The organism is Pseudomonas sp. KH_017, from assembly GCF_057840285.1.
This window is the reverse complement of record NZ_CM174509.1, coordinates 957,241-979,492: the sequence shown is the minus strand read 5'-3', so window position 1 is coordinate 979,492 and position 22,252 is coordinate 957,241. Positions and strand designations below refer to the sequence as shown.

At 59.4% G+C, this 22,252-nt stretch carries 20 protein-coding genes and 1 pseudogene; 6 read left to right on the top strand and 15 right to left on the bottom strand.

The features are described 5' to 3' along the window. Window positions 1-3 precede the first annotated feature (3 nt). The 5 genes from AC3IT6_RS04400 to AC3IT6_RS04380 form a co-directional block, all read right to left on the bottom strand. A complete protein-coding gene (locus AC3IT6_RS04400) occupies window positions 4-318 on the bottom strand; it encodes a DUF3325 domain-containing protein (RefSeq protein WP_489354408.1) in 315 nt (104 codons plus the stop codon). Then, on the bottom strand, window positions 319-1,890 hold the full coding sequence (locus AC3IT6_RS04395) for a PepSY-associated TM helix domain-containing protein (RefSeq protein ID WP_489354407.1): 1,572 nt from the start codon (window positions 1,888-1,890) through the stop codon (window positions 319-321). Further along, window positions 1,887-2,192 (bottom strand): DUF3649 domain-containing protein, encoded by a 306-nt coding sequence (locus AC3IT6_RS04390; RefSeq protein WP_489354406.1) that lies wholly within the window; start codon window positions 2,190-2,192, stop codon window positions 1,887-1,889. Before AC3IT6_RS04390 ends, AC3IT6_RS04395 begins: the two co-directional genes overlap by 4 nt. Window positions 2,193-2,440: 248 nt before the next feature. Next, window positions 2,441-2,848, bottom strand: coding sequence for an HPF/RaiA family ribosome-associated protein (locus AC3IT6_RS04385; RefSeq protein WP_007970346.1), 408 nt, complete (start codon window positions 2,846-2,848; stop codon window positions 2,441-2,443). Window positions 2,849-3,062: 214 nt separating this feature from the next. After that, window positions 3,063-4,010, bottom strand: coding sequence for a LysR substrate-binding domain-containing protein (locus AC3IT6_RS04380; protein ID WP_008046773.1), 948 nt, complete (start codon window positions 4,008-4,010; stop codon window positions 3,063-3,065). Window positions 4,011-4,145: 135 nt separating this feature from the next. Here AC3IT6_RS04380 and AC3IT6_RS04375 point away from each other — a divergent pair, with 135 nt between their 5' ends. After that, complete coding sequence (locus AC3IT6_RS04375; RefSeq protein ID WP_489354405.1) at window positions 4,146-5,522, top strand: L-serine ammonia-lyase; 1,377 nt, start codon at window positions 4,146-4,148, stop codon at window positions 5,520-5,522. A 310-nt stretch (window positions 5,523-5,832) separates the two neighbouring features. After that, entirely contained in the window at window positions 5,833-6,147 is a 315-nt protein-coding gene (locus AC3IT6_RS04370; RefSeq protein WP_489354404.1) for a DUF3509 domain-containing protein, read from the top strand. Here AC3IT6_RS04370 and AC3IT6_RS04365 read toward each other — a convergent pair. Then, entirely contained in the window at window positions 6,144-6,644 is a 501-nt protein-coding gene (locus AC3IT6_RS04365; RefSeq protein WP_150718070.1) for a phosphate-starvation-inducible protein PsiE, read from the bottom strand. The two genes, AC3IT6_RS04370 and AC3IT6_RS04365, sit on opposite strands and share 4 nt — an antisense overlap. Before the next feature lie 276 nt (window positions 6,645-6,920). Here AC3IT6_RS04365 and AC3IT6_RS04360 point away from each other — a divergent pair. Then, window positions 6,921-7,160, top strand: a pseudogene (locus AC3IT6_RS04360) (YebG family protein); the annotation flags it as partial. A gap of 188 nt (window positions 7,161-7,348) precedes the next feature. Here the strand turns inward: AC3IT6_RS04360 and AC3IT6_RS04355 are convergent. Further along, entirely contained in the window at window positions 7,349-8,368 is a 1,020-nt protein-coding gene (locus AC3IT6_RS04355) for a Glu/Leu/Phe/Val dehydrogenase family protein (RefSeq protein WP_150727387.1), read from the bottom strand. Window positions 8,369-8,551: 183 nt separating this feature from the next. Between AC3IT6_RS04355 and AC3IT6_RS04350 the strand changes: the two genes are divergently transcribed. Next, window positions 8,552-9,355, top strand: coding sequence for a SirB1 family protein (locus AC3IT6_RS04350; RefSeq protein ID WP_489354403.1), 804 nt, complete (start codon window positions 8,552-8,554; stop codon window positions 9,353-9,355). Between the two features lie 134 nt (window positions 9,356-9,489). On the opposite strand, the gene maiA is transcribed toward AC3IT6_RS04350, so the two are convergent. The 3 genes from maiA to hmgA are packed head-to-tail and all read right to left on the bottom strand — an operon-like array spanning window position 9,490 to window position 12,750. Continuing rightward, window positions 9,490-10,125 (bottom strand): maleylacetoacetate isomerase, encoded by a 636-nt coding sequence (maiA, locus tag AC3IT6_RS04345; protein WP_423502702.1) that lies wholly within the window; start codon window positions 10,123-10,125, stop codon window positions 9,490-9,492. A gap of 12 nt (window positions 10,126-10,137) precedes the next feature. Beyond that, window positions 10,138-11,442 carry a fumarylacetoacetase gene (fahA, locus tag AC3IT6_RS04340; RefSeq protein ID WP_489354402.1) on the bottom strand — a complete coding sequence of 435 codons (1,305 nt, stop codon included), beginning with the start codon at window positions 11,440-11,442 and terminating at the stop codon, window positions 10,138-10,140. A gap of 3 nt (window positions 11,443-11,445) precedes the next feature. Further along, the gene (hmgA, locus tag AC3IT6_RS04335) at window positions 11,446-12,750 is read right to left on the bottom strand and encodes a homogentisate 1,2-dioxygenase (RefSeq protein ID WP_489354401.1); all 1,305 of its coding nucleotides are present in this window, start codon (window positions 12,748-12,750) and stop codon (window positions 11,446-11,448) included. Between the two features lie 163 nt (window positions 12,751-12,913). Here hmgA and AC3IT6_RS04330 point away from each other — a divergent pair, with 163 nt between their 5' ends. Continuing rightward, window positions 12,914-13,711, top strand: coding sequence for an IclR family transcriptional regulator (locus tag AC3IT6_RS04330; protein WP_489354400.1), 798 nt, complete (start codon window positions 12,914-12,916; stop codon window positions 13,709-13,711). 56 nt (window positions 13,712-13,767) lie between these two features. On the opposite strand, the gene AC3IT6_RS04325 is transcribed toward AC3IT6_RS04330, so the two are convergent. The 5 genes from AC3IT6_RS04325 to AC3IT6_RS04305 form a co-directional block, all read right to left on the bottom strand. After that, window positions 13,768-14,079 carry a hypothetical protein gene (locus AC3IT6_RS04325; RefSeq protein WP_489354399.1) on the bottom strand — a complete coding sequence of 104 codons (312 nt, stop codon included), beginning with the start codon at window positions 14,077-14,079 and terminating at the stop codon, window positions 13,768-13,770. Between the two features lie 45 nt (window positions 14,080-14,124). Then, window positions 14,125-14,814 carry a hypothetical protein gene (locus tag AC3IT6_RS04320; protein WP_489354398.1) on the bottom strand — a complete coding sequence of 230 codons (690 nt, stop codon included), beginning with the start codon at window positions 14,812-14,814 and terminating at the stop codon, window positions 14,125-14,127. A gap of 171 nt (window positions 14,815-14,985) precedes the next feature. Then, a complete protein-coding gene (locus AC3IT6_RS04315) occupies window positions 14,986-17,532 on the bottom strand; it encodes a LuxR C-terminal-related transcriptional regulator (RefSeq protein WP_489354397.1) in 2,547 nt (848 codons plus the stop codon). Window positions 17,533-17,674: 142 nt separating this feature from the next. Next, window positions 17,675-19,045: a DUF1329 domain-containing protein gene (locus AC3IT6_RS04310; protein WP_489354396.1), complete on the bottom strand. Its 1,371-nt coding sequence runs from the start codon at window positions 19,043-19,045 to the stop codon at window positions 17,675-17,677. A gap of 23 nt (window positions 19,046-19,068) precedes the next feature. After that, the gene (locus tag AC3IT6_RS04305; RefSeq protein WP_489354395.1) at window positions 19,069-20,862 is read right to left on the bottom strand and encodes a DUF1302 domain-containing protein; all 1,794 of its coding nucleotides are present in this window, start codon (window positions 20,860-20,862) and stop codon (window positions 19,069-19,071) included. Window positions 20,863-21,418: 556 nt separating this feature from the next. Here AC3IT6_RS04305 and AC3IT6_RS04300 point away from each other — a divergent pair. Further along, complete coding sequence (locus AC3IT6_RS04300; RefSeq protein WP_489354394.1) at window positions 21,419-22,189, top strand: N-acetylmuramoyl-L-alanine amidase; 771 nt, start codon at window positions 21,419-21,421, stop codon at window positions 22,187-22,189. The last annotated feature ends 63 nt before the right edge of the window (window positions 22,190-22,252 follow it).

Sequence of the window (22,252 nt, the reverse complement as noted above, 5' to 3'; positions counted from 1 at the left end):
GATTCAACACTGCGCAAACACGGCAATCGGACTGGCCAGCAGGCTCAGCCCGGCCAGAGACAAGGCCAGACGCGGACGATAGGGAATCAGCAAAACCAGCAACAATGCACTGAGCATCAACAGGCCGAACCACTGAACCAGGCCCAATCCCCAACCTGCCGCCCACAACGACAGGCTCAGCGAAAGCCAGCCAAGCAGTTTCAGGCCGAGACGCCGACGCTGTGTCGGTTTACGCCCCAGCAGTTCGGCGTGATGCCGGTCCATCGATAAACACAGCGCGGTAAAACCGGCATAACAAAGCAACGCGGCGAGCAACATTCAGTTCGCCTCCCGTTCGAGCGCCATCGATCGCGGGCGTTTTGTGCCGACGACTTGAGCCATTTCCGAGCGGCGTATTTTCCAGGCTGCCCAGACGAAAAACAGGCCGCTGACCAGGCATGCCAGATCGAACCCGGCCATGGCCCAATCGCCCTGCGCCAACGACACACCCAGGTGATACGGTGTCGTCAGGGCGTTCAACAGCGGCACTGCACCAAACAGCAACGCCGCCAACGCGAGTTGCTCGACCCAGGCCGCCCGGCCTCGGCGGAGCATGGCATGTAGCAGGCTCAAGCCCCAGACGATGAAGAAGCCGTTGACCTCCCAATCCGAGCGTCCGGCCATGGTCACCGGCAACAATCGATTGGCCCAGAAGAACGCCGCCACTGCGAGTATCAGCCCCGACATGCTGGCGATGTTCAGCACGTCCACCAGCCTTAGCTCGAAAGGCATCACAGCGCTTTTGGCATGCTTGAGTTGACGTTTGCCGAGCCAGATCACCAGCCCGGTACCGATCATGGCCGTACCGGCCAGACCACACATGAAGTACATCCAGCGCAACACCGGGCTGGCGAAATGGCCCATGTGCAGACCGAAGAACCCACCGGCGATTGCAACAGGCAACGAGCGCTCCGGCATCGCCTCCAGCTGCTTACCCGTTACGCCATTGAAGGACACGGTGCGGCCGAAATCGTGGCCCACACGGTCGGCCCCGTCGAACTGCATCACCACCGAAGCATTGGCGTCGCCAGGGTGGTTCACCGTCACCTCGGCAATCCGGCCGCTTGGCCGAAGTCGGTTGGCCTGCTCCAGCAACGGCGCCAAAGGCATCAACAGACCGGAACTGCCCACGGCTGACGGGACTTCGGACTCAGGAATCGCCTCATGATAAAACGTCTGGGCATCGCCCTTGTACCTGGCCTCAATCCCCGCCGGCATCACCATCATCATGAACATCACCAGGCTGCTGTAGGTGATCGTCAGGTGAAACGGCAACACCAGCACGCCTACCGAGTAGTGCCCGTCGAGCCAGGAACGCCGCCCCTTGCGCGGGCGGAAGGTGAAGAAGTCCTTGAAGATTTTCTTGTGGATGATAATGCCGCTGATCAGTGCCACAAACATCAACATGGCAGCGACAGTCGCCAACCAGCGCCCCCACGGATAGGGCATTTGCAACTCGAAGTGGAAGCGATAGAAGAACTCGCCGCCCCGCGTCTGGCGGGGGTGCACTTCGGTGCCCGTCAGCGGGTCGAGCAGTTGCTCATCAGGTTGGCCGCGCTCGTCCGCTGTCGGCTCCCAGTGCACTGACAAGTCCGGCCGCCGGGCACTGGGCAACTCGATCCACCAACGTGAGGCACCTGCTGCGTGTTGCTCGAGGTAGTTTTGAGCCACGCTCAAACCGGTTTCGGCGGATACGGAACGAACCGGAATTTCCGGCTGCATCCAGTGGCTGATTTCACTTTTGAAATAGGCCAGCGTGCCAGTCAGGAAAATCGCGAACAGCAACCAGCCGAAAATCAACCCGGCCCAGGTGTGCAGCCAGGCCATCGACTGGCGAAAGCCCTCTTTCATGAACGGCCCATCCCGTGCGCCAGACCGACCACCGCCGCCAGCATCAAGCCCGGTACGATCAGGCCTAACCAGGCTCGTCGTGCACTGTCGCAGGTAAAGCACCAGATCACGGCCAGCAAGTACACCAGAAACGAGGTCATCATCCCGATCACCACCGCATCGGCGCGAGCGACAGGCAGCCAAAGGCTCAGGCAAACACTGGCCAGCGATGCGACGAGGTAACCGCCGAAGACGGCCGCAAGCACCCGCGAAGCGACCGCCAATCGGTAGGAAACGGGAAGTGTGCGGGGTTTGGCGTTCATGTCTGGACCTGGAAACCGGATGAGGCCACGACAGCGTCAGGGGGCCGGCAAGGACGCAATATTAATGATAAATATTCTCATACGCAAAGGGAGCGGGTGAACCCCTCTATTAGCCGGTTGGTTGCGGCGCAAACTCGGCTGTCTCCACAGCGCATGCCAATCGCCATGGAATCCAAAAGCCACCCAAAACAAAACGGGCCTGCAATGCAGGCCCGTTTTCATGGGAAGGTAAAAAAGTGAATCAGGTGTCAGCCGTTAAGCGCTGCCTGTTCGTTCTCAAGAAACTCTTCTTCCAGCAGCTGGTCGGCATGGGCGCCACTCTCGATGGGCACCACATTGGCTCGTTTGCCGCGTAATTTGCCGAACATATGCTCCAGCGCATGTTCAAGTTTTGTGGCCGCTCCGTCGATCGCCTGCTCCATGGTGGAGGCTTTATGGGTGACGGAAACCGGTTGATGGCCTTTTGGCCGCGCCTCCAGTTGGCAGCGCATGTCGTGGGGACCCGGCTTGTCGCCGTTCTCGTCCCGCAGGTGAACCTCGACTCGTGTCAGGTCCTCTTCGTAGCGTTCGAGCGTGCTCTCAATGGTCGTACGTACCCACTCCTCCAGTCGTTTACTGCCTTGAATATGGTTATCGCTATTGACTTGGATTTGCATAGTTCATCCCTTATTTCAGCTAGCTCGCGAGAGGCCGGTCAGCTAAGCCCTTGGGCGTCATCACCGTGACCTCTTACTTACACAATCGGTCTGTACGCTGAACAATTCAAGCCCCTAAAAAAGATAAATTTTCAATCGCAAAAAAAGCCGGACAACCGGTAAAAGCGCTGTTAAGGTCGGGAGTTGGGTCGCCCCGCTCTTACGTAATAATTGCTCACATTTGCCGCTCCCCCAACGGGTGCAGGCTGCGAAAAGCACCCGCCTCCTCCACCAACCAATCGTGCACCGCGCGCACACCCGGATGGCTCAACGCCCCCGGTGCGTAAAGCAGCATGTAGCGCTTGTGATTGGGCACCGCCAGGCCAAACGGCACGATCAACGCACCACGCTCCAACTCATCATTGAGCAACGTTCGTCGCGCAATCGCCACGCCCATGCCGGCGATGGCCGCTTCGATGGTCAGGTGATTGCGATTGAAGGTATGGCCACGTCGCACATCCGCCCCCTCGAAGCCGATGGCATTGAGGTAAAACTCCCATTCCGCGTACTCGTAGCTGCCGCGCCAGGCGGTGATGTCGTGCAGCAAGGGAAAGTGCATCAGGTCTGCCGGACCGTGCAGCGGCGGACGACCACGCAACAGGCTCGGCGCGCACACCGGAAAAATCTGTTCATCCAGCAAGGCTGTGGATAACAGGCCCGGATAGCTGCCGTCGTTCAGGTCGATCGCCAGGTCGAAATCGCCTTCATGCAACGGCACGCTGCTGTCCTCGGCCACCAGGCGCAACTGAATGTCCGGAAAACGCTGCTGCAAACGCGGCAGTCGCGGCGTCAGCCATTTGCTCAGGAACGACGGAATCGAACGCACCCGCAGAATCCCGCTGATCATGCCCGCATCCAGTCGTCGCAATTCCGCGTCGATACTACCAAAGGCCTCGTTGACGGTAATGGCCAGGCGCTGGCCTTCTGCGCTCAGCTCCACCCCGCGGGCGCGGCGGTGAAACAGGCGAAAGCCCAGGCGTTCTTCCAGTTGGCGGATCTGCTGGCTGACGGCCCCCGGTGTGATGTGCAGTTCTTCGGCGCAGCGGGTGAACGACAGGTGCCGCGCGGCACAGGCAAACACGTTCAGCCAGACATACGTCTGGGCGTGTAATTGACGACTCATCGTTTAGTCCTGCTAAAGAATGTCTTAGGAATTTTCGTTGGTCACGCAGGACCGTGACAGGCAGTATCGCCCAAATTGCGCTTGTCCTACAGAAATGGCAGCGATTTCCCTTCCATTGCATGTACAGGCTTTAGCATGACTATCAGTGTTTTCGATCTATTCAAAGTCGGCATCGGCCCGTCCAGTTCCCATACCGTCGGTCCGATGCGCGCTGCCGCAACCTTTGCCCAAGCGCTGGTCGATCAGGGTTTTCTGGTTGACGTGCGACGCGTGGAAATCCGCCTCTATGGTTCTCTTTCAGCGACCGGCGTCGGCCACGCAACGGACCGCGCCTGCGTCATGGGCCTGATGGGCGAATGGCCCGACCGCATCGATCCAACCACCATCGACAGCCGTATTCACACCCTGCGTGAAACCGGCGAACTGTGTCTGGCAGGCATAACGGAAATTGCCTTCGACTGGCAACGCGATCTCCTGCTGCTCAACGAAAGCCTGCCCTACCACCCCAACGCCATGTCCCTGACAGCCTTCGGTGAAACCGGCGAACTGTTCGAGCAGACCTACTACTCGGTGGGCGGCGGTTTCATCATCGAAGCGGCCGAAGCCGAATCCGGGATCGCACCGGCTGGCGATGTGGTGCTGCCTTACGATTTTTCCAGCGCCGCCGAACTGCTCAAGCTCTGCAACGAGCACGGGTTGCGGGTGAGCGAACTGATGATGGCCAACGAACGGGCCTGGCGCAGTGACGCAGAGATCCGCCAGGGCCTGTTGCATATCTGGTCGGTGATGCGCGAATGCGTCGAGCAGGGCTTGCGCCACGATGGCATCTTGCCCGGCGGTCTGAATGTTCCGCGTCGAGCGGCGAAACTGCATCGCAGCCTGCAGGAAATCGGCAAGCCGAATGTCATTACGTCCACCTTGTCAGCGATGGAATGGGTCAACCTGTACGCCCTTGCCGTGAACGAAGAAAACGCCGCTGGCGGGCGCATGGTCACGGCACCGACCAACGGCGCGGCGGGGATCATTCCGGCGGTGCTGCACTACTACATGAAATTCAATGCCGATGCGTCTGACGACGACGTGGTCGCGTTCTTCCTGGGTGCAGCTGCCGTCGGCATCCTGTGCAAGAAAAACGCATCGATCTCCGGGGCCGAAGTCGGTTGTCAGGGTGAAGTCGGCTCCGCCTGCGCCATGGCCGCCGCAGGCCTGGCAGAGGTGCTTGGCGCCACCCCGGAGCAGCTGGAAAATGCCGCCGAAATCGGCCTGGAACACAACCTCGGCCTCACCTGTGATCCGGTCGGCGGACTGGTGCAAGTGCCGTGCATCGAGCGCAACGCGATCGCCGCAGTGAAAGCCATCAACGCCACGCAAATGGCCCTGCGCGGCGACGGCAAACACTTCATTTCCCTGGACCGGGTGATCCGCACCATGCGCGACACCGGCGCCGACATGCACGACAAGTACAAAGAAACGTCACGGGGCGGACTGGCGGTGAACTGGGTGGAATGTTGATCGCTTTGGAGGCACGTCGAGGTTAATTGCCCTGAAACGTGCAGAAAACGCGGCCCCTGTAGGAGCGAGCTTGCTCGCGAAAAACTCTCAGGCGCCGCGAACCATCTGGTTTGACGCGTTATCGTTCACGACCATCGCGAGCAGGCTCGCTCCTACAGAACTTGTTTTTTTGTCCGACAATTTTGTCGGCATGCCCCTTGCTACATCCTGGTTGGAACAATGATGACGAGATGGCCGGTGGTCAGGCGTTGCGAACCAACCCGATCACGGCCGGTCAACAACTGCACGTTCAATCAGGCGGTGACGCATCATGGACAACCCTTTCCAGCTCATTACCGATGTTTTTGCAGCGGATTACCAGATCAACCTGAGCATTCAGGGCCTCGATGGCAGCATCATGCTGACCCTGTCCAACAGTGGCCGCGTGGTGGCCAAGCGCATGATCAGCGCCGAACAACGCAATGACCCCGAGCGCCTGAAACGACTGGTGCAGAGCATTCAGTTCGGCATTGCCATCGAGCAGGGCCACAGTGCCGTGGCCATCCTCGAATCCATGACCGATGGCGGCACGCACAGCCTGCCGCCACCAGCCAAAGGCCGTCCCCGACCCGCCATGGGGCTTTAAAGCTCGCCCTTTTCTACTTCTGGATGTTCACTGGAGCCCGCACCTGACTTGCGGTGTGGGTTCTCGATCTTCACCGAAGGAAATTGCGACGAAGCGTAACGCACCACCAGAATCGCAAACGCCAACAGCAGAATTCCGCCGCACAGGTAGATGATCCCCAGGTCCGGCGGGTTGTGGTGCGAAACGTTGGAAATCAGCAACCGCGTCAGCGCGGTGATCGCCACGTAGATCAGGAAGCGCACGGGCATGTGGTTGGTCTTGAAGTAAATCCCGACCATCGCCCCCAGTTCCAGGTAGATGAACAACAGCAAGATGTCATCGATCTTGATGTGCCCCTCTTCGATCATCCCGAGAAACTCCATCACAGCCGCCCACGCAGTCACCGCACCAATGGCGAACAGCGCCAGGTAGTGAAAGGTTTCGACGAACAGATTGCCCAGGGACTCGGCCAGTTCATGCACGTTCTGCCGCAGTTTTTCGGCCCAGTTGATTTTCACGATGCTGCTTCCTTAGGTTGGTTCGACCGGATGATGCGGGTTGGACGTGACGATTTTTCTGCATGCAGAAAAAAGGCCAGCCCATGATGGCGAGCCGCTCTGGATCGCGCGCCGTGGCGTTTGGTCGCACCCGTGCAGCGCTTCACCTGACAAATCTCGAATCCGGTCTACATTGAAAAGCCACTATCCAAAAGACAGGGTTTCGCTTATCCTTTCGCTGTATATAGATACAGTAGTCGAAATCGACAACCAATGTGAAGGCATGTGAGGTGGTGAATGGCCGTCGAAGTGGTATACCGCAGCAGCCGAGATCTGGAGCGCTTGTTCATGGATAAAGCCGAAGCTGACCGTCATGACAAAATGCTCGAACTGGCCGAGTTGCTGGCTGAAGTGTTGCAAAAAGCCGTTCCGTCCCTGACCGAGCAGCAAGTGGAAGAAGCCGGGATTTATATGGCGAAAAATCGCGACGTGTTCGCCAAAGCGTTCAAGAGCCAACCGGACGCCCTGTCCGAACTGCTCAGCGCACCGGTTGAAGTCGCACAACCTGTTGCAGCAGTCGAGATCGTTGAGGTCGCGGAGCCGATCACCCCGGCCAAGCCTGCCAAGGCCCCCAAAGCCGCCAAGTAAGCAAAGCCCGAATTGAACAGGCCCTGAGTCGAATGACCCAGGGCCTTTTTCATGCCTGTGGATAACGCATGCCCAATTCAGCGGTACAACACTTTCTCCGCCAACTCGTCCGCCACCCGTGCGGGGGAGCGTTTTTCCGCCTGGGCGTGGGCGAACACTTCGGTCAGGCGCGAGCTGATTTTCGACAGGTGCGCGGTGATGGTCGACAGTTCTTCGCCGCGGTGCTTGAGCGACACGTAAATCAGCCCACCGGCGTTGATCACATAATCTGGTGCGTACAGGATGCCGCGGCGTTCCAGTTGGTCGGCGACATCCAGATGCGTCAGCTGATTGTTCGCTGAACCGGCCACCGCCGAGCAGCGCAATTGCGACACGGTATGGCTGTTGAGCACACCGCCCAGCCCGCAGGGTGCGAGGATGTCGCAAGGTGTGCTGAGCAGCGCCTCGTTGGCAATCGGGTGCGCGCCGAGTTGCTCCATGGCCAGTTGCACCTTGCCGTGATCGATGTCGCTGACCAGCAGTTCGGCACCGGCAGCGTGCAACTGTTCTGCCAATGCATAGCCGACATTGCCCAGGCCCTGGATGGCCACGCGCAAGCCTTCGAGGTTGTCGCTGCCGAGCCGGGCCATGGCGGTGCTGCGGATACCGGTAAACACCCCCATCGCCGCGTGTGGCGCAGGGTCGCCCGCCGAGGTGGTGCTGGTGACGTGCTGGGTTTGCTGGGCGATGCAATCCATGTCCGCCACTGAAGTGCCACTGTCGATGGCAGTGATGTAACGGCCTTCGAGCTGTTCGATGCAGCGCCCGAAGGCTTCGAACAGCGCCGCACGGTTTTCCACATGGGCCGGGCGCACGATCACCGCCACGCCGCCGCCCTGGGCCAGGCCGGCCAGCGCAGCCTTGTAGCTCATGCCTTGGGCCAGGCGCACAGCGTCTTCGACCGCTGATTCGTCATTGGGGTAGGCAAGGTAACGACAACCGCCCAGGGCAGGCCCCAGCCGGCTGTTATGAATGGCAATGACCGCCTTCAACCCGGTGACCGAGTCAACACTCAGATGCAGCGATTCAAGGCGAGTGCTTTGCATGAGAGCGAACATCGTAAGGCTCCCGAATCACTTCTTGTAGTCGCCAGTATAGGCTTGCGCCCAAAAATTGCAGAAGCGCACCGGAATAAGAACGGTCCCAATACAGGCTTTCGGAAATAACCTGTGATCGCCCTTGTGCGGTACTGGACGAATGCCGGAGAGGGGGCTAAAACGAGGCATTGCCCGGAGATTTTGATGACCCCGCGCCAATCGTTCTTCGCCTGCCTGCAACGTTCACCGCCCGCGCTGTTCGAGGCGGCACTGTGGATTGCAGCCGAGCACGACAGCGAGGTGGAGCCGCAAGCGCTGTTGGCCGATTTTCAGTTGTTGCAACAACGGGTCAGCGGCGGCTTGCCGATGCTGCCGGTCAGTGAACTGGCCCAGCCGCTGCTGCGCCGCATGAACGACCTTGGCTATGCCCAGGACGACTTCACACCCTTGCGCCCGCAAGTGGCACTGCTTGATAAGGTTCTGGAGCGCCGACGAGGGCAACCCTTGACGCTGGGGCTGATTGCGCTGGAGTTGGCCAGGGGCCTGGAAATTCCCATGGTCGGGGTCAACTTCCCCGGGCATTTCCTGCTGCGGGTACCGGGCGCCGATCATTTGCTCGACCCCTGCGGCGGCCGTCGCCTTTATCCGAACGATTGTCGGGAACTGTTGCACCGCCAATATGGCCCGAACATGAAGCTCAGTGCCGAGCACCTGGTAACCGCCGAGCCGCTGCAGATGCTGCAACGGCTGTCGCGCAACCTGCGCCAGTTGTACCTGTCCCACGACGATGTCATCAATGCCCTGATCGACGCCGAGCGCGTCCTGGAACTGGGCAATGCCACTGCCACCGACTATCTGGCCCGGGCCAGCCTGTACCAACGGCTGGACTGCCCGAACGCCGAGCGTTTTGACCTGGAGCATGCGCTGCTGCTCAGCGACGACCCGATCCAGCGGATTCGCCTGACGGAACGGCTGGGGCATTTGCCGCCGAATTCCATCGTTCACTGATCACAAAAAACTTGTGGGAGCGGGCTTGCTCGCGAAAGCGGTGTGTCAGCCACATTATTGTTGCCTGACACGCCCTATTCGCGAGCAAGTCGGACCGCCGCACCGCCGCTCCCACATTGGGACGGTGTGAATCGTTATGGCGTGTCTGGCTGATTCGCCGGATGCGCCTTGATGAACGCCGGGTGCGTCGCCGCCAGTGCCGCCACTCGCCGGATTCGCGGATAAGCCTCAAGAGAAACATTGAACCGCTCGGCCGCGTACAGTTGGGGGATCAAGTAGACGTCCGCCAACCCAGGCTCGGGGCCGAAGCAGTAACCGTCATCACCGATCAACTGCTCCACCGTGGCCAGCCCCTGGCCGATCCAGTGGCCGATCCACTCCACCACCTGCGGTTCGTCGTGGCCCGACTGGCGCAGCCGATTGAGCACGCTGACGTTGTGCAGCGGGTGCACATCGCAGCCGATCACTGCCGCCACACCGCGCTCGTGAGCGCGGGCAGCCAGGTCCCCGGACAGCAGTGGCACCTGTGGATAACGTTCCTCCAGGTACTCGATGATCGCGGGAGACTGGATCAGCAATTCGCCTTCATCGGTGCGCAAGGCCGGCACGCGGCCTTGCGGGTTGATGCCCAGATAAGGCGGTTGTCGATGCTCGCCGCCCTGCGGTGCGATCAGGTTGACTGGCAAGGATTGATAATCCAGGCCCTTGAGCGCCAACGCGATACGCACCCGGTACGAAGATGTCGAACGGTAGTAGGTATAGAGTTCCATGCCCCGCTCCTGTTAGCGCGCCGGCAGCACTTTGCCGCGGCATTCGCCGAAACCGATGGAAGCGAAACCGTCGCGGCGGCAACGGCCGCGCAGGATGATTTCGTCACCGTCCTCGAGGAATTTACGCACCTCGCCCGAGGCCAGTTCGATCGGCTTTTTACCGCCCTCGGTAATTTCCAGCAGGCTGCCAAACTGACCGTTCTCCGGCCCCGACAACGTGCCCGAGCCGAACAAGTCACCGGCCTGCAATTGGCAACCATTGACGCTGTGGTGCGCGACCATTTGCGCCACCGTCCAGTACATGTGCCCAGTGTTGCTCAGGGTCAGGCGATGGGCTGGCAGGTTCTGTTCGCGCATGGCCTCGGTGAGCAGCAACACTTCCAGTTCGATGTCGAACGCGCCAGCGGCCTGATCGCGCTTGTCGAGCAGGTACGGCAGCGGCTGCGGATCACCTTGGGGACGCGCAGGCTGGGCACGACGGAACGGCTCCAGCGCTTCGGCGGTGACCACCCACGGCGAGATGCTGGTGATGAAGCTTTTCGACAGGAACGGCCCCAGAGGCTGGTATTCCCAGGCCTGGATGTCCCGTGCCGACCAGTCGTTGAGCAGGCAGAAACCGGCGATGTGATCAGCGGCGTCGCCAATGGCAATCGAGTCGCCCATGTCGTTGCCCTGGCCGATCCAGATGCCCAGCTCCAGTTCGTAGTCCAGGCGAGCGCAAGGGCCAAAGGTCGGCTCGGTTTGGCCGGCCGGCAGGGTCTGGCCTTTCGGGCGGCGTACATCAGTACCGGACGGGCGAATGGTCGACGCACGACCGTGGTAGCCGATTGGCACGTACTTGTAGTTCGGCAGCAACGGGTTGTCGGGACGGAACAGCTTGCCAACGTTCTGCGCGTGCTCGATGCCGACGTAGAAGTCGGTGTAATCGTTGATTTTCGCCGGCAGGTGCATCTGGCAATCCGCCGCCAGCGGCAGCAGTTTTGCGCCCTGGGCTTCGATCTTGCCGTGCAGGGTGCTGCCCTCGACGAACAATTCCAGCAAACGCTCGCGCAAGGCGACACGAGCCTCGCGGCCCAGTTCGAAGAACGCATTCAGCTGGCCGCCACGGGTCGCTTCGACCGCTGTTTTCGCGACGCCATCGAACAACCCGGCCTCAAGGGCGGCTTGCAGGTCAAAGACATGTTCGCCAATGGCCACGCCACTGCGCGGTGCCGAGCCGTTGAGGCTGAACACGCCCAGTGGCAGGTTTTGCAGGGGGAAATCCGCGTGGCCGTTGGCCGAAGCAACCCAGCTGCGAGTGATGGAAGTCTGCGTCATGGGTTATCTCCGGGTCGGGTCGAAAGTGGCGGGCAGCGTAGCCCAGCAGGCGTCGTAAGTGTTTTGCAGTTGCGGGCAATCGAGGGCGAAACGGCTTGGGCGCAACACCTGGCTGGTCTCGAACATGAACGCCATGGTGTTGTCGATTTTCGCCGGCTTGAGGTCAGCGTTGATCGCTTTGGTGCAAGTCTCTCCGTCGGGACCGTGGGCGCTCATGCAGCTGTGCAACGAAGCACCGCCGGGCACAAAGCCTTCGGCCTTGGCGTCGTATTCGCCCTGGATCAAACCCATGTACTCGTTCATCAGGTTGCGATGGAACCAAGGTGGACGGAAGGTTTTCTCGGCCACCATCCAGCGTGGCGGGAAGATCACGAAGTCGAGGTTGGCCAGGCCATGAACGCTGGTCGGCGAGGTCAGCACGGTGAAGATCGACGGATCGGGGTGATCGAAACTGACGGTGCCGATGGTGTTGAAACGGCGCAGGTCATATTTGTACGGCACGTTGTTACCGTGCCAGGCAACCACGTTGAGCGGCGAATGATTGAGCTCGCAGGCCCACAACTCGCCGAGGAACTTCTGCACCAGCGTGGTGGGTTGTTGCAGGTTTTCGTAGGCCGCCACCGGGGTCAGGAAATCCCGCGGATTGGCCAGGCCATTGCTGCCAATCGGCCCCAGGTCCGGCAGACGCAGCGGCGCACCATGGTTTTCGGCGACGTAACCGCGGGCTTGCGGGTCGAGCAGTTCGATGCGGAATTTAAGGCCGCGAGGCAGTACGGCAATTTCCAGCGGTTCCAGTTCAAGCATGCCCAGTTCGGTGGCAATGCGCAGGCGCCCCAGTTCAGGCACCAGCAACATTTCGCCGTCAGCATTGAAGAACACGCGCTCCATGGAACGGTTGGCGCGGTAGTTGTAGATGCTGATCCCGGCCGGTTTTTCTGCTCCCGAGTTGGCGGCCATGCTTACCAGGCCGTCAATGAAATCGGTCGGCTCGGCGGGAACTTCCAGCGGGTTCCAGCGCAGGCGGTTGGGGGTCACGTCACCCAGCGGGCCGCCGGCCAGTTGCCGGTCCAGTTTGACGAATGCCGGATGATTGGCCGACGGCTGAATGCGGTACATCCAGGTTCGCCGCGCCTCGCTGCGCGCCATGGTGAATGCCGTGCCGGAGAACAGTTCGGTGTAAAGGCCGTACGGGGCTTTTTGCGGGGAGTTCTGGCCGACAGGCAGTGCGCTGGGCAACGCTTCGCTGCTGAATTCGTTGCCGAAGCCTGACAGGTAGGCCAGCGCTGGCGTCGTTGAATCGGGGTTCATGGAGCCTCCTGAACAGGGAGTCGACAGTGGCCGCTCGCTCTGTTGCAGAGGTCGAGGCACGTCCGGGTTGTTTTTATCGTAATTTGATTACGCATAACGTAATTTGATTGGTATTGACCGTCAAGCTATAAAGACGCCCATTCGTCCCGGGAGCCCAGCCACCATGGAAAAAACCAGCGACAACAACGGTAAACAGAAAGTCCGCTCGGCCGAGGTTGGCACCGACATCCTCAAGGCTCTGGCCGAGTTGTCGCCTTCGACTTCGCTGTCGCGCCTGGCCGAACACGTGCAGATGCCGGCGAGTAAGGTTCACCGCTATTTACAGGCCCTGATCGCCAGCGGATTCGCCGAACAGAACGCCGCCACCAACCATTACGGCCTGGGCCGCGAAGCCTTGCGCGTAGGGCTGGCGGCACTCAACAGCATGGACGTGCTGAAAGTCGCCGCCCTGCCCCTGGCCGAATTGCGCGATGACTTGAACGAAACCTGTTTTCTGGCGGTGTGGGGCAATCAGGGCGCGACCGTGGTGCATATCGAACCGGCGGTGCGTGCGGTGACGGTGGTGACACAACTGGGTTCGGTGTTGCCATTGCTCAGTTCTTCGACGGGACTGGTGTTTGGCGCCTACCTGCCGAAACGCGAAACCGAGGATCTGCGCGTGCAGGAATTGCAGTCCCACACAGCCCACGCGCTGGCAGACGATCAGGCCTATGCGGCCCAATGCGAACAAATCCGCGCACGCGGCTTGCACCATGTACATGGTTTGCTGCTGCCAGGGGTCGATGCCTTGTCGGCACCGGTGTTCAACGCGATGGGCAGAGTGGTTGCCGTGCTGACGGTGGTGGGGCCGACATCGTTGTTCCATGCCGATGAAAACGGTCCGGCGGCGCAGCGCCTGTTATCCGCCAGTCATGCAGTCAGCTGGCGCATGGGTTTTGAACCCGCCGTATCCGCAAACTGATTGCGGCAGCTGTGCCAACCAAGGGGTTGGCACAACTACTTTGATAGAACCACCAATCAGCTCAGTAAATCCCGGGCAATTGCTGCCCCCATTTCATTGAGCTCATCAAGTTTCACACCATCGAAACGATATTTCCGGTCAAACGTGTAAGGCTCGGAAAAGATCCCCAAATTCTCACTGACGAACCTTGGAACTTCACCATCCTGCAACTTAAGGAAAAATGCCGACACCAGTGATTGAGAGTAAATAACCGTCGAATCGTTAGCCGACGCAACTGCATTTATATATACCTTATCGACATCAATACCGCGACCGCTGAGCCTTGCGTGCAGCTTGGCCCGCACCAACTCCTTTGTCAGTTGTTCCATGCCTTAAAACTCCATAATTGAATGGGCTACGAAAGCCCCTGAATATCAGATCAGAAAATCCGGAGCAATTTCGATCACCAGGTCACTGATGTCCTTGATCGTGAGTTGCGGGTGCAAATCAGATTCCCGGGAACTGTAGGCGATCGAATAAACGCCCTGTCCTTCGCCGTGATAGTAAGGAATTTCATTATGTTGAAAATAAGCAAAGACATCTTCGGACAGACTTCGGGATTGAAGTATCTTTCGCCCGTCCGCTTCCGTCACATAACTGGTCAAGTACACGTTATCAATATTGATTTCCGGGATCTGATACTTTAACGCTGCGTGGACCTGCTCGATGCCAGAAACCTTGATCGAGCGCTTTGAAAGGTTGATTGAGGGCGCATCGGTCAGCCAACGGACGATATCCATTACTATTCTTTCAAACTCTAGCAGGTCCAGCCCTTTAACCTGATGCTCCGGTTCGAAAGAATACCGCCGATTGAAGATTCCATTGATAACCTGGACATAAGTAGGCAGTGACTCTTTCTCAACCCACTCCAGCGTCTCATCGAATAACGTCCTGGACTGAATGACGTCAGCGCCAACACTATCATCCAGCGTATTCAGATAGGTCGTGAACGGGTTGATTCCGAGTTCCCCCAAGCGCTCAACCAACAGCACCTCGACGGCGAAATCCGCACGAACACGCTTCAATAGCACAATCTTACTGTTAGAAAAAAAACTCTCACTCATACAGACTTCCTGTCACATTAAAGAGCCGAGCATCCTGCTCGACCTGTCGACCAATATACTGACAACACAACTAATTGCTTGTTTGTCAGCGCCGGCAAGCATATTAATCGACACAGTTATTTATGCACGCAACAGTATGTTTTAATTCATTTCCAAACGAGAAACCAACAACTACCAACTCTGCACTATCAACCCCAACTTCTTCGCCATGGCAACTGCCTGCGTACGCCGCTCCACACCCAACTTGCTGTGAATGCGCCGGGCATGGGTTTTCACCGTATGCAACGAAATGAACAGCTGCTCGGCAATTTGCTGATTGGAGTTGCCTTGGGCGATCAGGCCGAGCACTTCCAGCTCCCGACTGCTCAGCAGGCTGGCATCCAAGGCCAGCGCGGTCACCGTCTCCTCGCCTTGTAAACGACAGATCAGGTTCGGCTGGCGCAAGTTCAAATCACGCAATGCCTGTTGCCCCTGACAACGCTTCACCAACGCCAGTCCGGCTTCCAGTGCTGCGTGGGCCATCTCCGGCTCGCCCGTCAGGTCCGCCACTTCGCAGATCGCCAGTTGCAACTCCGTTTCCAGCGCCTGCATGGCGTGTTGTTGCGCATGCTCGAGTAACGCCTTGAGCCGATCCAATGGACGTTGCGCCTGTTGCAAATGAGTCTCGGCCAACACCAACTGGTATTCGATACGTGCAATCAGCTGCAGCGTGGCTGGCGGTGCCTGGCGCGCGAGGGCCCCACGGTAATGACGCAAGACCCGGGTCAGCGCTTCCCGTGCCAACTCCGGGCGCCCTTGTTGCAGCCAGAAATGACTGCTGATTTGCAGCAGCACGCCGCGATAAACCGTATCGGGGATCTGCCGTTGCTGCATCAACCGTTCGGCCTCGCGCAGACGATCAAACGCATGGGCGTATTCGCGTTGATTGGCCGCCATTTGCGCCTGTCCGAGAAACCCGTACAACACGTGCTTGTCCTGACTGTGCAGGCAGTCCTCCAGGCCGGTCTGGAGGAAACCAGCGGCCAACTCATCTTGCCCCTGACAGAGGGCCAATCGTCCTCGTCGCAGGGCGATTCGTCCCAGTAGCGGCGTCGGTCGATCAGCCTGCCGTCCGAGCATTTCATGGATGTCGGCCAGCAAATGGCTTGCCCGCCGCGGTGCACCACGCTGCTCCAGCAGCTGCGCATGATCGAGTTCGAGCAAGCCTTCAAACAACAACGAGCCTTGTGCCCGCGCCAGGCACAGTGCGTCACGATTGAAGGCCTGGGCGGCATCGAGGTCGGCGTTGAGTAGCGCTTGCTGGGTCAACCCGGACAGACACAACAACCGCGCGGACCACCCCTCGGCCGCCAGATCGTCCAGCGCCTCGATAAAATGCGCCCGTGCCGCCGGCAGGCGTCCCTGCAAATGCAACAACCAACCCTGTTGCGCCTGCCAACGCGCCAGCAGTTGCCGTTGCAAGGATGCCGTCGGTTGTGGGGCAAATCGCGACAGCTGCCCAATGCAGGCAACCGCCTGCTCGAAACGCCCGGCAAACAGCAACGCTGCGGTAATCAACCCCACCCGTTGCGGCGTGCCCAAGGTCAACTGTTCACCCAGCTGCTCGTGCAGTTTGAGTAACCAGCTGACGTTCTGACGCTTGAACAGATGCTCAATGCTGAAGTGTTGCAACAGGCTGACCGCGACCTCGTGCTCTTGCGCCAGCAACGCCTGCTCGAAGGCGCCCTGCCAGTCTTCTTCGGCGCTGAACCATTGGCACGCGCGGCGATGCCAGGATCGCCCGGCCGGGGTCGGTTCTTCACGCATCTCCCGGGCCAATGGCTCGAAGATCCGCAACCACTCGACGGAGTCTTCCCAGGGTTCAATGAAGCAGCCCATGTCCTGCAACGCGTGCAGCCACTGCGCGCCCTCACCCGTACCAAAAAGATGCTCGCACAAGCTGGCGTTGAAGCGTGGCAGATAAACCAACACCTGCCAGACCTCAACCAACTCCGATGGCAAGGTGTTGAACAACTCGTGTTGCAGATAATCGAGCATAGTCGCCGAACGCCCCTGCTCACCCGACCACGGACAACCATTGAGCAACGCGATCCGCACGCCAGCGCACCAGCCAGCGCTGCGCTGAACCACCCTTTTGGCGGTTTGTGCCGCCAGGGTCGGCTCGACATGACCGAGCAACTGCCCGACTTCGTCCTCGGTAAACGCCAGCGCCCGGCCTTCGCACTCGTACAATTCATCATCGAGCAGCAGCCGCGGCCAGTTGCAGGGTGGTCGTCGACGGGAACTCAGCCACCAGGTCAGCGCCGGGCTGGCGACGGCCAACAGGCGATCGAGCATCCGGTCGAGTTCCGGATTGGGTGCTCGGCAGTAATCATCGATAAACAGCCAGATCGGCGCCTGTAATCGGGCCAGATGCACCAGCAGCCCGGGCTCGTCCGTCGAGGGCAGGCCCAGCGCTTGCGTCAGGCGCAACAGAAAATCGGCTGCACTCAACGACTCCCCCGCCAGCGGCAGCCAACAGACCCGGGAGTGCTCCGGTGCCCGCTGCAGGCATTCGGTGAGCAATGCGCTCTTGCCACTACCGGCCGGTGCGCAAAGCAACTTCACCCGCGCGGTCGAGACCAGCATGGGCTCGATCAGCCGCTCGCGGGACAGATGATGGGACGACAGTCGGGGCAGGAAGCCAGGGCGGTCCAGACAGTGCGTCATTGCGGTCATTTGTGGTGCGCCTTTTTTATAATTCTGGCGCCACCCTAGCCCCCTCCCAAGCGCTTGTTGAAGAAGTATTCAACACACTGATCGACCGCTATAAAAAAGGTGACCGCAAAGTCACCCCTTTGTGTAGGAGCCTGTAGGAAACCTACCTAACCCCCGTACTACGCAAGGCTGCTGGCGTGTAGTCCCCCGCTTTTGCATCGATGTTGAATTCGAAGCTGCGCTTCTCTTCGTTCTTCATTCCCAGGGCGATATAGCGGCCGGCGATCAGGTCATACAGCGCTTCGACGGTGTAGGCCGGCACCTGGTGATCGTAGTAGAACTGGGCATGCCCTTCGGCGACGCGCCAGAGCTGGCCACGCCCGTCGTAGTGGTCGGCCAGCGCCACTTGCCAGCTGTCTTCATCGATGTACATGTGGCGCTTGGCGTACACATGCCGCTCGCTCGGCTTGACCGTGGCGACGACTTCCCAGACCCGGTGCAACTCATAGCGGGTCAGGTCCTGGTTGATGTGCCCGGCCTTGATCACATCGGTGTACTTGAGGTCTGGCGAGTCGAGCTTGTAGCTGTTGTAGGGGATGTACATCTCCTTCTTGCCGATCAGTTTCCAGTCGTAGCGATCCGGCGCGCCGGAAAACATGTCGAAGTTGTCGGTGGTGCGCAGGCCGTCGGATGAGGTGCCGACGCCGTCATAAGCGACCTGTGGCGCACGCCGTACCCGGCGTTGGCCTGCGTTGTAGACCCAGGCCTTGCGCGACTCCTTGACCTGGTCGAGGGTCTCGTGGACCAGCAACACGTTGCCCGCCAGCCGTGCCGGGGCGGTCACTTCCTGCTTGAAGTAGTTGAGGACGTTATCGTCGCTGCCCGGTTTCAGATCACCGAGCAACGACGGCACGGCGACCTCGTCCTTGAAGCGGATCACGGTGAAGTCACCATTGGACTGCGGTGTCGCCTGGGTGATGGTGCGGCGCAGATTGCCGCCGTGGTAACGCGTGACGTGGTTCCAGATCACTTCCACGCCATTCTTCGGAATCGGGAACGCGTAGTAGCGATTGCCGGTGAAGTTGGCCAGACCGTTACCGTCATTGATCGGTGTTACGTTCAGTGCGCTGCGCTTGGCCGAATCATAGATTTCTGCCGGTAACGCCACGGTGCGGTGGCTCGGATAGACCGGAATCTTGTAAGTCTCGGGATAGCGTTTGAACATCGCGATCTGGCCATCGGAGAGTTTGTCCTTGTACTTGTCGACGGTCGCTGCGGTGATCACGAACAACGGCTTCTCGCTGGCGAAGGGGTCGGCCAGGAAACCTTTGCTGTCTACGGCGCCAGCGTTTTTCGGGATGCCGCCGGTCCAGGCCGGAATCGAGCCATCGGCATTGCCGGCCTTCTCGGCACCGAGTGGGGTCAGGCTGGTCCCGAGCTTGTTGGCTTCTTCCGGCGACACCGCGGCCATCACGTTAGCGGCCAGCAGACTCAGGGCCAGAACGGTGCCCAATTGCAGAATCATCTTGCGCATTGAATTCATCCTTTTCAGCCAGATCAGAAGTTCACACCAAAGCTCAACGCCACGAAGTCACGGTCAGTGAGGACGTTGTAGTCCCCGCCGAAAAAGTCGGTGTAACTGAGGCTCGCGGTGTAGGTGTTGCGATAGTCCGCATCGACACCGAGGCTGACGGCCTTGGCGCCTTCGTTGAACAGACCGTTGGGGCCATAGCCGGAGACATCGTGGGACCACGAAAGGTTGGGCCTGACGTTGATCCCGGCGATGAGGTTGTTGTAGTCGAGGATGGCCCGGCCGCGATAACCCCATGAAGTCGAGGTCACGAAGCCGCCGGTATCACCGCCGAATCCATACTGGCCATACACCGAGTCGCGGCCGTAGCGCAGTTTGGTACGTGCTTCCAGACCACCGACCCGAACCACCGCGGCCTCGCCCACCAGGGTCAGGCGATCCGCACCTGCGACCTGATCGATGAAGTGCGTCAGGGTGCTCTGGATTTGCGTCACTTCCTTGCGGCGATAACCTTTGTTGTCAGCCCCGGGTGAAGTGGCGATGGGCGATGCCGCACCGCCTGCAATCGGATTGAGCATGGCCAGGGTCAGGTCATTGGTGTTGACCTGCACCGGGAGGTTGGGGCGGTAGCTGATTTCCCCGCTCCACGCGGTGCCGGTGGATAAGGTGGTGGAGAAGCTCGCCCCGTAGAGGCGGATGTCCTCCGGGTATTCGAGGTAATACTGGCCGCGACCGAGCATCACACTTTGGGCCAGGCCCGAACCGCTGCCGGGCGCGATGCGGTTGGCGGCGGCAACGATCCCCGGAAGGCTCGCCAGCGTACTGAGGCCGGCGGTGGTGGTTCCGACATTCGGCGAACGGCTGTGGTAGTTCATGAAGTACAGGCCGTACTCGGTGTCGTCCCCCAGCCAGCGCAACGCCGTACCCCACTGCCCGGAATCCCGGGCATCGCGGTCACCGCCACGGGGAACGATCACGCCCTCCTTGCTGACCTCGAAGCCCTGGCCAAAGGCAGCCGCAATCGGCTGCAGCGGTGCAATGGCCGGGTTGGCGACGGTGTAGCCCTTGTTGCAGCCGTCCGCCACCACATCGACACCAAAGAAAGTGCCGCAGTTATCGACAACCGTCTGGTCCCACTCCAGTTGATAGAAGCCTTCGACCGTCAATTTGTCCGTCAGGCCCTGGGAGGCAAACAGCATGTTGACCGGAATCAGGCCTTCCTTGATCTCGGCACCAGGACGACGGAACGCGGACACGTCCACCGGGTTGATGCTGTTGATCGAGTTGCCGATGAACGTGCTTTCCCCCCAACTGACCACCTGCTTGCCGGCGCGCAAAGTGCCCGGCAAATCGGCGAGGGAATAGTTGTGATAAACGAAGGCGTCGAGAATTTGCCCGCCTGAAGACTTGGCGCCTTCTTTGCGATTGTGATCGCTGATGTCCTTGAACGGGCGGCTTTCATCCTTCAGTTCAAAGTCGTACCAATACTTGCCACGCACGAACACACCGGTGTCGCCGTACTTCAGTTCGAGGTCATGAATCCCCTTGAAGATCTTCGAGAAGGTTTCGCCCTTCTTGAAGTTCAGTCGCCCGTCGTCACCGGTCGAAGACTGGCCGGAACCGCCATTGACGGTGCCCACCAGGGCGTCATCCGCATCACGCATGCCCCAGCTCGCGCCGACCGACAGCGAGGAGTCGAACGTCCCCTCGATTTCCCCGATGTTGAACGAAATGGCCTGTGCCTGGGCACAGCAACCCAAGGCGACCGCAGCCGCCAGTGCCTGCGGTGTGAAGATGGCGCGCATTGTTGTTTTTGTCATGCGTCTTCCCCGGTGAGTGACAGAAGGCCTCACCCTACTGCCGGGCATCGGGGTCGATAAGCGCACCAAGGAGGTATTCGCGGTGTACCTCTTAAGGATGACTGGCACAGACGACGAGCACCCGATTCCTGACTGTTGCCGGGGCTGCAACAGTGCATGTCCGTAATTGGTATTTTTCCTACGACACCAAGGGCTTATTCTTACCTCGCTATCACAGTAAACCACCGCAGGCACCCTGTACCGGCCTGCGCCGTGACTGAAAGATTTCAGATGAATTGAGGATTCGGTTCATCGCCCCGTGTTCACCGACGTTGATTTGTAGCTCCTGATCCAACGTCTTACCTTGGCCGCTGCGTTTGCAGCGGCCTTTTTTATGGGCGCAGTTTTTGATGAGTAACAGCTGCCAGGCAAAACTTCGAATACCTACATTTCTTTCAGAAAGCGCCTACAAGCATAGGTAAACACCAATAGCACTCGAGCCATTAAGTTGAACAGCAAGTCGGCGAACGACTTTTATCTTCGTCCGGCTTCAAACTTACTTATTGCGAGTGCAACCATGAAACCCATCAACTACAACCAGTATCGCTCAACCCGAAGCTTCAACAGTCGAATACGCTTTCTGATTCTTCACTACACGGCCGCTAACTTTTCAAGTTCTGTCAGTGCCCTCACCGGCCCGAATGTCAGCGCGCACTATCTGATTCCAGATATCACTGACCCCAGTTACCTGAAAGCCGGCCATACCGGGCAGGAAGTTTTCAGCCTGGTGGATGAAACCTATCGCGCGTGGCACGCAGGTGTCAGTCAGTGGGGTAACCGCAGCAATCTTAATGACACGTCCATCGGCATTGAAGTCGTCAACCTGGCGACTGACAACAACGGCGAATTCACCTTCCCGCCGTATCACCCCGAGCAGATTGCTGCGATTGAACAACTGGCGCTGAACATCCTCAAGCGCTACCCGGATATCACACCGACGCAGGTTTTGGGCCACTCAGATATTGCGATCGGCCGCAAAAGTGACCCGGGGCCGATGTTTCCCTGGCAGGCGCTGTACTTGAAAGGCGTCGGCGCCTGGTTCGAAGCAACCACTCGGGACGAGTATCTGCGCCAATACACCACATCGGGCGTTCCAGCCCGAAGCGAATTGCTGGGGTTGTTCAAATCCTATGGATACGATGTTTCGGGGGCGTCAACCGAAGGCGGTTTTCAACAGTTGGTGCGGGCATTCCAGATGCATTTTCGTCCGGATAACTTCGATGGAAAAATGGACGCACAAACCGCCGCCAATCTGAAGGCGCTGGTAGTCAAATACTTTCCCCGCTGATCATTGGCAAACGGCTTCCAGCCGACAAATGCAACAACCGGCAAGGTCAGTCAATACGACCTT

Excerpts from the sequence above, each read along its gene's own strand:
- hmgA (WP_489354401.1), bottom strand. The coding sequence starts at position 12,750 with ATGAACCCCGATTCAACGACGCCAGCGCTGGCCTACCTGTCAGGCTTC.
- AC3IT6_RS04300 (WP_489354394.1), top strand. The coding sequence starts at position 21,419 with ATGAAACCCATCAACTACAACCAGTATCGCTCAACCCGAAGCTTCAAC.
- AC3IT6_RS04305 (WP_489354395.1), bottom strand. The coding sequence starts at position 20,862 with ATGACAAAAACAACAATGCGCGCCATCTTCACACCGCAGGCACTGGCG.
- AC3IT6_RS04330 (WP_489354400.1), top strand. The coding sequence starts at position 12,914 with ATGGAAAAAACCAGCGACAACAACGGTAAACAGAAAGTCCGCTCGGCC.
- maiA (WP_423502702.1), bottom strand. The coding sequence starts at position 10,125 with ATGGAACTCTATACCTACTACCGTTCGACATCTTCGTACCGGGTGCGT.
- AC3IT6_RS04390 (WP_489354406.1), bottom strand. The coding sequence starts at position 2,192 with ATGAACGCCAAACCCCGCACACTTCCCGTTTCCTACCGATTGGCGGTC.
- AC3IT6_RS04355 (WP_150727387.1), bottom strand. The coding sequence starts at position 8,368 with ATGTTCGCTCTCATGCAAAGCACTCGCCTTGAATCGCTGCATCTGAGT.
- AC3IT6_RS04385 (WP_007970346.1), bottom strand. The coding sequence starts at position 2,848 with ATGCAAATCCAAGTCAATAGCGATAACCATATTCAAGGCAGTAAACGA.
- AC3IT6_RS04310 (WP_489354396.1), bottom strand. The coding sequence starts at position 19,045 with ATGCGCAAGATGATTCTGCAATTGGGCACCGTTCTGGCCCTGAGTCTG.
- AC3IT6_RS04395 (WP_489354407.1), bottom strand. The coding sequence starts at position 1,890 with ATGAAAGAGGGCTTTCGCCAGTCGATGGCCTGGCTGCACACCTGGGCC.
- AC3IT6_RS04320 (WP_489354398.1), bottom strand. The coding sequence starts at position 14,814 with ATGAGTGAGAGTTTTTTTTCTAACAGTAAGATTGTGCTATTGAAGCGT.
- AC3IT6_RS04325 (WP_489354399.1), bottom strand. The coding sequence starts at position 14,079 with ATGGAACAACTGACAAAGGAGTTGGTGCGGGCCAAGCTGCACGCAAGG.
- AC3IT6_RS04380 (WP_008046773.1), bottom strand. The coding sequence starts at position 4,010 with ATGAGTCGTCAATTACACGCCCAGACGTATGTCTGGCTGAACGTGTTT.
- AC3IT6_RS04350 (WP_489354403.1), top strand. The coding sequence starts at position 8,552 with ATGACCCCGCGCCAATCGTTCTTCGCCTGCCTGCAACGTTCACCGCCC.
- fahA (WP_489354402.1), bottom strand. The coding sequence starts at position 11,442 with ATGACGCAGACTTCCATCACTCGCAGCTGGGTTGCTTCGGCCAACGGC.
- AC3IT6_RS04315 (WP_489354397.1), bottom strand. The coding sequence starts at position 17,532 with ATGACCGCAATGACGCACTGTCTGGACCGCCCTGGCTTCCTGCCCCGA.
- AC3IT6_RS04400 (WP_489354408.1), bottom strand. The coding sequence starts at position 318 with ATGTTGCTCGCCGCGTTGCTTTGTTATGCCGGTTTTACCGCGCTGTGT.
- AC3IT6_RS04370 (WP_489354404.1), top strand. The coding sequence starts at position 5,833 with ATGGACAACCCTTTCCAGCTCATTACCGATGTTTTTGCAGCGGATTAC.
- AC3IT6_RS04375 (WP_489354405.1), top strand. The coding sequence starts at position 4,146 with ATGACTATCAGTGTTTTCGATCTATTCAAAGTCGGCATCGGCCCGTCC.